Origin of the sequence: Neobacillus mesonae (assembly GCF_001636315.1) — a bacterium.
GTDB classification, from domain to species: Bacteria; Bacillota; Bacilli; order Bacillales; family Cytobacillaceae; genus Neobacillus; species Neobacillus mesonae.
In genome coordinates this window covers 3758928-3771095 of sequence record NZ_KV440949.1, presented here as the reverse complement: position 1 = coordinate 3771095, position 12168 = coordinate 3758928, and the positions used below count along the sequence as shown (strand labels likewise).

Genomic DNA, 12168 nt, shown 5'->3' with positions numbered 1-12168 from the left:
AAAAATTACAAATCATTAATTACAATATAAGTAGCTTTAATTGGGCCATGGACGCCGACTACCAGATTGAGTTCAATATCGGCTGAGTTACTCGGGCCGGTGATAAAGTTAATGCATGAGGCCACATGTCCGGTCTCTTCATGGATCTCCCGCATTTTCACTGCTGCCTGCGTCATCCTTGGAACAAGGGTGCTTTTTGGAATCAGCATAATCGATGTGGCTGGTAAAAAGCTGACCGTTCTTCCCTTATCCTTATCGCTAAACAGGACAACCGTACCGGATTCCGCAAGGGTAATTTCACTAATCGTGATGCCGACATTCGCTTTCTCTGCCTGACGGACATTCTCTTCTCCCAATGTATAATCCCATTCAAATACATCAATATTTTCAGAAGGCCACTTTTCTTTCATTAAAGGGTCAAGCCCCCACTTGGAGAAGCGCTCGTCCTTCCATGTCACCACTGAACCGCCGCCATACTCAGCAACCACATTATTCACGACTACCGGCAGCTCTGCCAAATCTGTAGTAAAAATCTTCGTATGAATTTTTTTACAATGTTCCTTCAAAATCTCTAGCAGCTCATCCTGCGACGCATCCTTATAGATTTCATATTGCGGCTGGTATTTCCAAGCTGGCCGTTCAATCGGGGCGGACTTTCGAGGCCGGTTCAGCTGGCTGGCAATTTGATTTAAAAATTTATCTCGATTATGGATAGTGCCAATCATGAGTTTTTGTCTCCTTTGTCGCGATTTTTAAACCAATCTCTGAATCTCTCTTTATTCGGCGCAGGGAATTCTCGAATTTCCGTCCATGCCTTTAATGGTCCCGGTCCTTTGGAGATCTTATCCCCTGATGTAAATGGATTTAGTGCTGCCGGTGCAATTTTAGAACCAATTTTATAAAGAGTTGGAGAAGAGGCTCCTAGCCCAAAGGCTTTCATTAATAGTTTTTCTGAAACCGGTGCTTTTCCTTCTTTCTCCACAATAACCTCACGGTGTTTATGCAGCAGGTTGTGCAGCGGAATTTTCACTGGGCAGACCTCCGTACAGGCACCGCAAAGTGTAGAAGCGTACGGAAGCTCCTTGTATTCATCATAGCCGCCCAATAACGGAGTAAGAACAGCGCCAATTGGTCCTGGATAAATCGAACCGTAAGAGTGGCCGCCAATGTGACGATACACCGGACATACGTTAATACAAGCAGCGCAGCGGATACATTGCAATACTGACTGGAATTCACCGCCGAGAATTTTTGATCTTCCATTATCCACGATTACCAGGTGGAATTCTTCAGGTCCGTCGACATCTAATTCCTCCCGCGGTCCGGTCAATACAGTAATATAGCTGGTCAGCTTCTGCCCAACGGCATTTCTGGTCAGCATGCTCACAAGTACTTCCATTTCCTCAAAGGTCGGTACAAGCCGCTCCATCCCCATGACGGTAATTTGCGTTTTTGGCAGTGCCGTTACTAAATCGGCATTTCCTTCATTTGTAACTAAACAGAAAGAGCCTGTTTCCGCCACCGCAAAGTTACAGCCAGTGATGCCAACATCCGCTTCTAAAAACTTCTCGCGAAGGGTAACACGTGCTTGGTAGCAAAGTTCTTCCGGATTGGATGATTTAGTATAGCCAAGTTTTTTTTCAAATACCTCGCGTATTTGCTCTCTATTTTTATGCAAAGCCGGTGCCACAATATGTGAAGGAGGATCATGTTCATCCAGCTGGAGTATGTATTCCCCAAGGTCCGTTTCGACGACATCACAGCCTTCCTCCTCAAGCATTGCGTTCAAGCTGATTTCTTCGGTAACCATTGATTTGGATTTCACTATTTTTTTAGCGTTTTTCTTTTGGACAACGCTTCTGATATATTCATTTGCCTCTTCCTTCGTCTGCGCGAAAAAGACATGCCCGCCGCGTTTGGCCACATTTTCACTTAGCTGCTCCAAGTAAAAATCCAAGTACTCTAGAACATGCTGGCGGATTTCCTCGCCATGATTGCGCCAGTCTTCCCAGTTACCAAGCTCTTCGGTTGTTGCCGCCCTTCGCTTCTGGCTCATTCCGTCCTGCGCCGAGGCTACCGCACCGCGCATGAAATCATCATGTATGCCATTTTCCACACGTTCCTTAAACTTCTCCGTGCCAATCTTCATTGCCATAGGAAATTCCCCCCACTTTATAAAAAATTATCGGCTGTTTAATACTTCCGCAATATGCAGCACTTTCACCGGTTTCCCCAGTCTTTCCATTCGGCCGCCGATATTCATTAAGCAGGCCGCGTCCGCACCCACCAGGTACTGTGCTCCGGTTTCTTCGACATGGCGAACTTTTTCATCCACCATCTGCTCGGAAATCTGTGCCATTTTTACAGAGAAGGTGCCGCCAAAGCCGCAGCATTGTTCCTTACCAGGTAATTCAGTGAACTTCAGGCCTTTGACATTTTTTAAAAGAATCATAGGCGGTTCTTTAACCCCTAGTAATCTCGTCATATGGCAGGAGGTGTGATAGGTGACATTTCCCTCAAATCTGGCACCGACATCTTCTATTTTTAACACTTCAACGATAAACTGCGTCAGCTCATACGTTTTAGCGGCTAATGCCTTTGCTTTCGGCTCCCATACAGGGTCACCGGCAAAAATATGAGGATACTCATGGAACATAAACGCACACGAACCGGAAGGTGAAACAACATATTCGGCGTCGCTGAACGTCTCAATCATACGCTTCATCGCTTCTTTCGATTCCTTCACATAACCGCTGTTATACGAGGGCTGTCCGCAGCAAACTTGCGATTCCGGGAATTCCACTTCACATCCAAGCCTTTCAAGCAATTCAACAGTCGCTTTGCCAACATTACCTTGGAACATATCAACGATACAAGTCGCAAAAAGAGTAACCTTCATTTTTCTCTTCCTCTCAAAAATAATTTCTATCTCCATGTTTATTTGCTAGTTAACCGGTCATCTGATGACTTAATATATTTTATATCTTACACCAAAATTATCAACCTAAGGAAGGGCTTTCATCAAAAAAAGCATTTTTTCTTGATTTAAAGAAACACAAAAAAGGCTCTCAATATTATGAGAACCCTTTAGAAATAAGTTGTTACTCCCCGTTAAACTTTGTTGTGTGCTGGAAGTACTTTCCTAGAATAGCATCTACATTTTCAAGGTGAGTCAGCATGCTATTCCGAGCTGCTTCTTCGTCCTGTGATTTGATTGCTTCATAAATCGCCAAATGCTCTTTATAAAGCTGCTCAATCGTGGTTTCTTTCGAAAAAAGCCAAACCTTTCTCGTTTCCCGCATCGTTTCGACCATCAGCTCAGACACATGATTCATAAGGTTGAGCAATAATTGGTTATGGGCAGCTTCAGCCAGAGCCATGTGAAACTTTAAATCCGCTGTTTCACCCAATTCCTCATCGCCCTTTGCTTCAAGCATCGCCTCTAAGGCAGCCTCCATCAAAGAAAGATGCTGTTCCGTTCTTTTCTTCGCAGCAGCCGCCGCAGTACCGCTTTCGACAATTTTCCGTACCTCTACTAATTCCGCAATGTCATCCTTGTTCATTAAAATCGCAGTGGATAAAGGAAACGTAATTTGATCTTTTTCAAATTCTTTTACATATGTTCCTTCTCCCTGCTTCATTTCAACAAGTCCCATTGCCCGTAATGAGGTCAATGCCTCACGGATTGCAGAACGGCCCACCTGGAAATTTTCCGCCAGCTGCTGGACAGAGTCAAGCTTATCTCCTGGTTTGAGCTGTCCGGACCGAATCATTTCATAAATAGCCTCGGCTACTTCTTCATATATTTTTTTTGGTTTTATTTTTTTATAGTTCATACCAGTGCCCCTTTAAATAATTCATCAACATTGACACGCCCTTTCATTATACCTTTTTTCAAATGATTTGCATCTACTTCAAAAATTCTATTAAAAAATCTATAAAATTTTTTATTGTAATTTTATTTAAATATTAATATAATTTTTCATATCACCATGTTGAACATCTAGTCATCAGATGACCTTGTCATCATTTGAAAGCGATTACCGGTTTTGATCAGGAGGATGGCTGTTTTTTTACAGGTACATACGATGAAATGACAAATCAATCAAGGAGGAGTATGTGAATGACATTTACTCAAAATTTCACGGCAGCTGGGAACAGTCTTGCCCTCACCGCAATTGTTGCCCTAATCCCCATTCTTTATTTCTTTTGGGCTTTAGCTATTAAAAGGATGAAAGGCCATATAGCTGGTTTGACGACACTTATTCTCGCTATTATTATTGCCGTTATTGCCTATAAAGTTCCAGCTGGCATGGCGGTCATGTCGGCTACACAAGGAGCTGTTTATGGCGTACTTCCAATCGGCTGGATCATCGTTGCCTCAGTCTTTTTATACAAGTTAACCGTAAAATCAGGTCAATTCGATATCATTCGCCATTCGGTCTTATCAATTACAGAGGATCGTCGTTTGCAAGCATTATTGGTAGCCTTTTCATTTGGCGCATTCCTTGAAGGAGCGGCAGGCTTTGGCGCACCAGTTGCGATTTCCGCCGCCTTATTGGTCGGGCTGGGATTCAATCCGCTCTACGCAGCCGGAATTTGTTTAATCGCTAACACGGCACCTGTTGCCTTTGGCGCTATCGGTACACCGGTTATCGCAATGGAAGGACCTACCGGGATTCCGGCTAAAGAAATTTCTAAAATGATTGGCCGGCAGCTGCCCTTTTTATCAGCGTTTATCCCGTTTTACCTAGTACTGATTATGGCTGGCTTTAAGAAAACGATGGAAGTGTTACCGGCAATTCTAGTATCCGGTCTTTCATTTGCTATTGCGCAATATTTATCATCTAACTTTTTAGGACCTGAGCTGCCAGATATTTTATCAGCACTTATTTCCTTAGTATCATTAGCGATTTTTCTTAATTTCTGGAAACCTAAGACCATTTTTCGTTTTTCAGCGGAGCAAGAATTTGCCGCGACTGCCGCGGTTACTCTTCCCGGAGGAAAATCGAAAGCGGTTCACTATACCAGCGGGCAAATTTTTAAAGCCTGGTCACCATTCATTCTGTTAACCGCTACGATTACTCTTTGGGGAATACCGACAATCAAGAGTGCCCTAAGCGGACACTATGAAGGCTCGAATGCCATTTTAAAAGCCATTAATTCAATTGGACATGCCTTCACATTTATGCCGGAAGTGCCTTTGGTTCATAACAAAGTGATTAGTAAAGCTGGAGCTGCTGCGGCACCTGCATTCTACAAATTGGAGATATTAGCGGCAGCCGGTACAGCAATTGTAATAGCCGCGATTATCACAAAGTTTATTGTAAAAATGTCATGGAAAGCTTGGGTCGAAACATTCGGGGAGACATTGAATGAAGTCAAGTACCCGCTGATCACCATTGCTTCGGTCGTTGGATTTGCCTATGTTATAAATGTTGCAGGAATGAGTACAACACTTGGATTAGCCCTTGCTAAAACAGGGGCGGTTCTATTCCCATTCTTCTCGCCTTTCCTTGGCTGGCTGGGAGTATTCGTAACTGGCTCAGATACGTCGGCAAACGTTTTATTTGCCAACCTGCAGAAAGTTACTGCGGAATCCATTGGCATGAATCCAATTCTGGCTCTTGCCGCTAACTCATCCGGCGGAGTTACCGGGAAAATGATTTCACCGCAGTCAATTGCCGTTGCCTGTGCAGCAGTTGGCCTTGTCGGTAAGGAATCAGAGCTGTTCCGCTTTACAATTAAACACAGTATTTTCCTAGTTGTTATTATCGGCATCATCGTGTGGCTGCAAAACTCAGTGTTAAGCTTTATGATTCCTTAAAAATTTCTTTTTTCGAAAGGCTGTTTCCTTTTTGGAATTGGCCTTTCTTCTTTTGGAAGATTTTTAAAAAAGGATTTGCTATAATTTAATTAGAAAATTGGTAATATTTTTTATAGAGTTTATTGGAGGGAAACGTTATGTATTCAAACATTTTACGACATCCAGGACCTACACCGATACCGAAAAAAGTTCAGCTGGCGATGAACCGGGATATGATGAGCCACCGCAGCGAAGAGTTTGTACAGTTATACCGTGAAACAACCAATCGTGTGAAAACTGTTTTCGGAACAAAGCAGGATATTTTGCTGCTCCCATCCGGCGGTACTGCGGCATTAGAAGCCGCTGCAGTTAACACCGTTGCAGCAGGGGAAGAAGTCGTTGTCATTACTGTCGGCGCATTCGGCAACTATTTCGTTTCCATTTGTGAAAAATATGGCTTCCATGTACATAAGCTTGAAAAACCTTGGGGTGAAGCTTGCACTGCTGAAGAACTGGCTGAATTTCTAAAACCATTGTCCAATATTAAAGCAGTGTTTGCGACATATAACGAAACCTCCACAGGGATTCTTAACTCAATCGACCAATTGGCAAAGGTTGTACGGACACAGACAGATGCCTTGTTTATTGTGGATGGCGTCAGCTGTATCGGCGGTGCTCCTGCAGAAATGGATCAATGGGGCGTAGATATTTTAGTAACGGGTTCGCAAAAAGCAATGATGCTCCCTCCAGGACTTGCCCTGTTGAGTGTTAGCGACCGCGCATGGAAGGTAATTGAAGAGAATAAAACACCTGCTTATTATTTGAATTTAATGAGCTATCGGGAGTGGGCAGAGAAAGGCATGACTCCGAATACCCCTGCGGTTTCTTTGATTTATGGACTTTCCGCAGTATGTGATTTGATCGAGGAGGAAGGCGGATTTTCGCAGACCGTTGCCCGTCATGAGTTAATGAAAAATATGGTTCGGGAAGCGATGAGAGCCCTTTCGATTGGACTGTTAACTTCTGATGAATTTGCTTCACCTACGATTACGGCTATTCTCGCTCCGGAAGGATTGGACTTAGGGGCATTTTTAGGCCATTTGAAAACGAAATACCATCTTGATTTCGCCGGCGGTCTTGGCCATCTGCAAGGTAAAATGTTCCGCTTTGGACATATGGGCTATTGCTTCCCTAGCGATATTCTTCAAGCTGTTTCTTTACTGGAAGCAGGATTGCAGGATTTCAACTACCAATTCGAACCGGGTGCCGGTGTATTGGCGGCACAAAAGGTGTTCTTGGAAGCGCAAAAGAAATAAGTTGATTTGTTTTCGATATGGAAAAAGGTCTGCTCCGACGTATTGGTTTGTGGTCGGGACGGACCTTTGCTTATTAAAGACATTTTTTAGGGGGGAGGTTAGATTTGGTCCTTCATTTGTTTTGTTAAAGACAAATTTATGTGGTTTCTGGTCTGGTTTTGGTCTTAAGAGAGCTTATTAAAGACATTTTCATAAGTTCCTAGGCCGGGTTTGTCCTCAATAGGTCTTATTAAAGACAGTTCATAAGTTTCTCGGCCGGTTTTGTCTTCTAGAAGCCTTATTAAAGACAGTTTCATAAGTTCCTAGGCGGGTTTTGTCTTCTAGAAGCCTTATTAAAGACATTTTCATAAGTTCCTAGGCGGGTTTTGTCTTCTAGAAGCCTTATTAAAGACATTTTCATAGGTTTCTAGGCCGGGTTTGTCTTCTAGAAGCCTTATTAAAGACATTTTCATAGGTTTCTAGGCCGGGTTTGTCCTCAATAGGGCTTATTAAAGACAGTTTCCTAGGTTTCTCAGCCGGTTTTGTCCTCAATAGGTAATTCCTATAATTCTTCTAACAAACCTACACAACTTCCACACAACTATTTCGTAATTTCTCCACAACTTTTCCCTATTATAAAAGCATCTTAATTAAGAAATAAGTTCACGGGCTCATTTCTTAAGACTTCCCATAATTTTGATTGGTGTCAGACACCAATCTTTTTTTTTGCCCTTCTTTCAACGGAACTGTACGCCCACAGTGGACAATTGTCCACGAGTGGTGCCTGACACCAAGATTTGTTTTTAATGGGTTGTTGCGAAGCTTTGAGATTCTACTTCGAATGGGTTGTCTTCGATTTCGAAGCCTAGGTCTTGTATGAGTTGGTAGTCTTCTTTTGCTGCTTGGCCGTCTGTTGTTAGGTAGTCGCCGACGAATATGGAGTTGGCGATAAACAAACCTAGGTTTTGCAGCGAGCGTAAGTTAAATTCTCGGCCGCCGGAAATGCGGATCTCTTTTGTTGGATTTACAAAACGGAACAAGGCAAGGATTTTCAAACATTTAAGTGGTGTTAAATCGTCCAAATCCTCCAACTTTGTCCCTTTAATTGGATGAAGGAAATTAACCGGGATCGAATCCGCATCAAGATCTTTTAATGCAAAAGCCATTTCCACGATATCATCTTCGGTTTCACCCATGCCGCAAATCACACCGGAACATGGTGAAATACCTGCTTTTTTAACATTCTCAATCGTATTCACGCGATCATCATAATCATGAGTCGTTGTAATATTGGTATGATGGTTAGCACTCGTATTGATATTGTGATTAAAACGGTCAACACCTGCAGTCTTCAATCTTACCGCCTGCTCCTCTGTCACAAGCCCCATACAAGCGCAAATTTTGATTTGGTCGACCTCGTTTTTAATTTCTTCAACCGCGGAGATGACCGTATCTACTTCATTATTCGTTGGCCTGCGTCCGCTCATGACGATACAATATGTACCAATCTTATTCTTCTTCGCTTCCTTGGCACCCTCGACAATGGTTTGTTTGCTAATCAGGGTATAGCGATCGATCTCCGTTTTTGCTTTAATAGATTGGGCGCAGTAGCCGCAATCTTCCGGGCACAGCCCGCTCTTAGCATTTATTATCAAATTTAACTTAACCTTTTTACCGTAATAATGTCTGCGAATTTCATAGGCAGCATTTACTAGAGAAAGAATTTCTTCATCCTTTGAAAATAAGATTTCCTTCGCTTCTTCTTTTGACAGCTCATAGCCTTCAATCACGTTTTTCGCCAGCTTGTTCCAATCCACGCCATCACCTCATTTTATATTAGTCAACCAAACTTAAAGTTAAGTTAACATATAAAATTATAAAACAAGTAACTTAAAAATCAAACTATTTATTTGAAAAATTAACCATAATCAATCCTATAGACTGCTTTTAAGTCCTCCTGAACTCTTCACAATTTCCACATAACTTCCCCCTAAATTCTCCACAACTTTTCCTTACTATATAAGTAACTTAATTAAGAAATAAGTTCCTCGAACTCATTTCTTAAAACTTCCCATAATTTGATTGGTGACATCACCAATCTATTTTTTTTGCGCACCAGTAGCAATCGCAATCCCCTAAACAGGCTAGCTCGGAATGTAGAAGTACTAAATAAACAGGCAGCCCCTAATATTGAGAGGCTGCCTTAGACATAAATTATTTTTTTACATATTCCGAGGTAAATCCCTTCTTAAGTAAAGCGATAGAGTCATTCCAAACATTATTTTGGTCTGAATTTAATACGACAGCAATCACTTTTTTTCCATTTCTTTCAGCAGAAGAGACAAGGCAATAGCCCGCTTCGTCTGTAAAACCGGTTTTGATTCCATTCGCACCTTCAAAATAAAATGGGCTCTCTGAATTGAGAAGCTGATTTCGATTTTCATATGTAATTGCTTCATCTGAATAGATTTTACTGCTAACTATTTCCCTAAAATTGGCGTTTTTCATAGCTGCTTTTGCAATTAATCCTAAGTCATGGGCTGTTGAATAATGGTTAGTATGATGCAATCCATGGGGATTCATAAAGTGTGAGTCAAAGGCTCCTAATTTTTTTGCTTCTTTATTCATCATGTTAACAAAATAATCCAATGCCTTTTCATCTGAACCATGTGAATTACCCATTTGTCTTTTTGCCGTATAGATGGCGATTGTTCTAGCTGCATCATTGCCGGAAGGAAGCATCAAACCCGCCAATAATTCTCTTAAAGTAAGAACCTGTCCTTCTTTCAGCCAGGCTGTGCTTTCTCCTGTTGTCTTTAACTTAACCTCTTTTCCCACGGTAATTTCGTCGTCCAAATTACCATATTTTATGGCTAATAACCCCGTTAACATTTTTGTAGTACTAGCAGGAAAAAGTTTTTTGTTTTCATTCTTAGCATAGATTACCTTACCTGTTTCAACATCCATTAATACCCCAGCTTCACCTTTTATGGTCGTGATCGGTTCCTTATTCTTATTCGAGGCATTCTCTACATCCTTTACAAAATAGCCATAACTTATCAAAATACAAACTAGTAAACCAATCACAATTGTTTTTATTTTCATCCAAAGCACTCCTAGAAAAATGGTCTAAACCAAATATAGCCATTATTTCTAAAGAGAAATGAAAATAAACCTAAAGAAAACCTAAAGATTTTTTCAAAAATATAGACGGTATAACAACGCCCTATTAATTTAATGGTAATTGTACTTGAAAAAAAGTTTCTGCTTCATTACTTTTTACCGTAATAGACCCCTTATGTAATTCTACAATTCCTTTAGCAATGGCAAGTCCTAACCCGGTTCCCCCGGTTTCATCTGATCTGGATTGCTCTACACGATACATTCGTTCAAAAATAAACGGAATGGCTTTTGCAGGAATTGGCTGTCCGTAATTGATCACCTTTACCATAATATGATGTCCTTGCTTCTCTACAATGAGGTCTACCTTTTTTCCTGTTTTTCCATATTTAATGGCATTGGCAATCAGGTTTTCAAAAACTCTCATAAGTTTATCGGGGTCTGCCTCTATCATTATCTCATCATTCGTACTTTCTATTTCGATTTCCATACCGGCAGCTATTAGTTCAGGATGAAACTGTGCCGAAAGCTGTCTAAGCAATTCATTCAGATTAAAGCCGATTTTCCTTAGTGAAACTTCACGATTGTTTATTTTCGTAAATTCAAACAGGTCATTAACCATGCCATTTAGCCTTAATGCCTTTTCATAAGCAATATGAATATAGTAGCGAAGCTCGACTTCATCCCTGTACTGATCTTCTTCAATCAATCGTAAATACCCGATGATTGAAGTAAGCGGTGTTCGTAAGTCATGTGAAACATTGGTAACCAATTCATTCTTCGTCCGAATGGCCCTTTTTTCTTCTTCTATTAAAGTTTCTAGCTGGCCTTTTACTTGATTTAAATTTTGTGCAATCGAGCTTAAAGGGCCTTTGTCTTTGACCGGAATTTCAAGATTAAAATCGCCCTTAGAAAGCTGCTGAGTAGAATTGCGAATAAGCCTAAAATAGGAAATTCTCTTGATCATCCATAAGGAATAAAATATTATTGTTAAAATGGTGATTCCAATAAAAAACAAATTCAATTTACCATAGTTACCATAGGTTTGCTTTATGAAGAAATTTACATTAGGCGGCAAAGGGACATTGATGTAAATTACTTTTACAGCGTAAAGCAATATAGCCGCAGCAGGTGCTGCAATAAGGCTGCAAATAAGCAAAACTAATAGTAATCTGCCATAGATGGAAGCTGATATTTTAGCCATCGATTTTATATCCCACTCCCCAAATCGTCTTAATAAACTTATACCCCATTTCCTTTTCAAGCTTTTCTCGGAGATTACTAATATGAACCATTACGGTATTATTGGACGAATAAAATTTCTCCTTCCAGATCAGCTCAAAGATTTCCTCACTGCTAAAAACCCTTCCAACATTGGAAACCATGATGTACAAAATATCGAATTCTTTAGCTGTTAATGGGATCATTCGCCCGTCTACCGTCACCGTATGAGAGGTTTTATTGACTTCAAGACTGCCAATCTTAATAATCTCCTCCACACTTCTCTCCTCATGATAAAGGTAGGTACGCCGAATCAACGTTTTAACCCTAGCCGTCAGTTCCAGTGGATTAAACGGTTTTGTAAGATAGTCATCGGCCCCGGTCATTAATCCTGTTATTTTATCCATATCCTCCGATTTTGCACTAACCATTAATATGGGGACATGATTCTTTTCACGCAATATCCTGCATACTTCCATACCATCCACTTTTGGCATCATAACATCCAAAACAACCAAATCTATCTTTTCCTTTTCAATTGCAGCTAATGCCTCTTCGCCATTAAATGCTTTGGAAATTCTATACCCTTCATTTTGTAAATATATCGAAATTAACTGAACAATTTCTTTATCATCATCGACTACTAAAATATGTCTCAAATTGATTTCCTCCTAAATCCAACATCTATATGGAAGATGATGGAACAGCCGATTTTAGTATAACAGT

The 12168-nt window shown here is 41.0% G+C and carries 10 protein-coding genes; 2 read left to right on the top strand and 8 right to left on the bottom strand.

The annotated features are described in order from the left end of the window. Positions 1–5 precede the first annotated feature (5 nt). The 4 genes from A6749_RS17560 to A6749_RS17545 form a co-directional block, all read right to left on the bottom strand. A complete protein-coding gene (locus A6749_RS17560; protein WP_066393005.1) occupies positions 6–725 on the bottom strand; it encodes a LutC/YkgG family protein in 720 nt (239 codons plus the stop codon). Further along, complete coding sequence (locus A6749_RS17555; RefSeq protein WP_066393002.1) at positions 722–2155, bottom strand: LutB/LldF family L-lactate oxidation iron-sulfur protein; 1434 nt, start codon at positions 2153–2155, stop codon at positions 722–724. The genes A6749_RS17560 and A6749_RS17555 overlap by 4 nt, the downstream gene beginning before the upstream one ends. A gap of 27 nt (positions 2156–2182) precedes the next feature. Further along, positions 2183–2899, bottom strand: coding sequence for a (Fe-S)-binding protein (locus A6749_RS17550; RefSeq protein WP_066392999.1), 717 nt, complete (start codon positions 2897–2899; stop codon positions 2183–2185). 202 nt (positions 2900–3101) lie between these two features. Further along, positions 3102–3836 (bottom strand): FadR/GntR family transcriptional regulator, encoded by a 735-nt coding sequence (locus A6749_RS17545; protein ID WP_066392997.1) that lies wholly within the window; start codon positions 3834–3836, stop codon positions 3102–3104. A 287-nt stretch (positions 3837–4123) separates the two neighbouring features. Between A6749_RS17545 and A6749_RS17540 the strand changes: the two genes are divergently transcribed. Both A6749_RS17540 and A6749_RS17535 read left to right on the top strand, forming a co-directional pair. Continuing rightward, the gene (locus A6749_RS17540) at positions 4124–5827 is read left to right on the top strand and encodes an L-lactate permease (RefSeq protein ID WP_066392995.1); all 1704 of its coding nucleotides are present in this window, start codon (positions 4124–4126) and stop codon (positions 5825–5827) included. A 137-nt stretch (positions 5828–5964) separates the two neighbouring features. Beyond that, positions 5965–7122, top strand: coding sequence for a pyridoxal-phosphate-dependent aminotransferase family protein (locus tag A6749_RS17535; protein WP_066392993.1), 1158 nt, complete (start codon positions 5965–5967; stop codon positions 7120–7122). 782 nt (positions 7123–7904) lie between these two features. Here the strand turns inward: A6749_RS17535 and bioB are convergent. From bioB to A6749_RS17515, 4 genes are all read right to left on the bottom strand, one after another. After that, entirely contained in the window at positions 7905–8918 is a 1014-nt protein-coding gene (bioB, locus tag A6749_RS17530) for a biotin synthase BioB (RefSeq protein WP_066392990.1), read from the bottom strand. A gap of 397 nt (positions 8919–9315) precedes the next feature. Beyond that, positions 9316–10206, bottom strand: a complete 891-nt coding sequence (locus tag A6749_RS17525) for a D-alanyl-D-alanine carboxypeptidase family protein (protein WP_066392988.1) — start codon at positions 10204–10206, stop codon at positions 9316–9318. 124 nt (positions 10207–10330) lie between these two features. Beyond that, complete coding sequence (locus A6749_RS17520) at positions 10331–11425, bottom strand: sensor histidine kinase (protein ID WP_066392987.1); 1095 nt, start codon at positions 11423–11425, stop codon at positions 10331–10333. Further along, on the bottom strand, positions 11418–12101 hold the full coding sequence (locus A6749_RS17515; protein ID WP_084797886.1) for a response regulator transcription factor: 684 nt from the start codon (positions 12099–12101) through the stop codon (positions 11418–11420). The genes A6749_RS17520 and A6749_RS17515 overlap by 8 nt, the downstream gene beginning before the upstream one ends. Positions 12102–12168: the final 67 nt, after the last annotated feature.

Bases quoted from the DNA above. Each gene is read 5' to 3' on its own strand.
- A6749_RS17545 (WP_066392997.1), bottom strand. From the start codon at position 3,836: ATGAACTATAAAAAAATAAAACCAAAAAAAATATATGAAGAAGTAGCC.
- A6749_RS17555 (WP_066393002.1), bottom strand. From the start codon at position 2,155: ATGGCAATGAAGATTGGCACGGAGAAGTTTAAGGAACGTGTGGAAAAT.
- A6749_RS17540 (WP_066392995.1), top strand. From the start codon at position 4,124: ATGACATTTACTCAAAATTTCACGGCAGCTGGGAACAGTCTTGCCCTC.
- A6749_RS17525 (WP_066392988.1), bottom strand. From the start codon at position 10,206: ATGAAAATAAAAACAATTGTGATTGGTTTACTAGTTTGTATTTTGATA.
- A6749_RS17550 (WP_066392999.1), bottom strand. From the start codon at position 2,899: ATGAAGGTTACTCTTTTTGCGACTTGTATCGTTGATATGTTCCAAGGT.
- A6749_RS17560 (WP_066393005.1), bottom strand. From the start codon at position 725: ATGATTGGCACTATCCATAATCGAGATAAATTTTTAAATCAAATTGCC.
- A6749_RS17520 (WP_066392987.1), bottom strand. From the start codon at position 11,425: ATGGCTAAAATATCAGCTTCCATCTATGGCAGATTACTATTAGTTTTG.
- A6749_RS17535 (WP_066392993.1), top strand. From the start codon at position 5,965: ATGTATTCAAACATTTTACGACATCCAGGACCTACACCGATACCGAAA.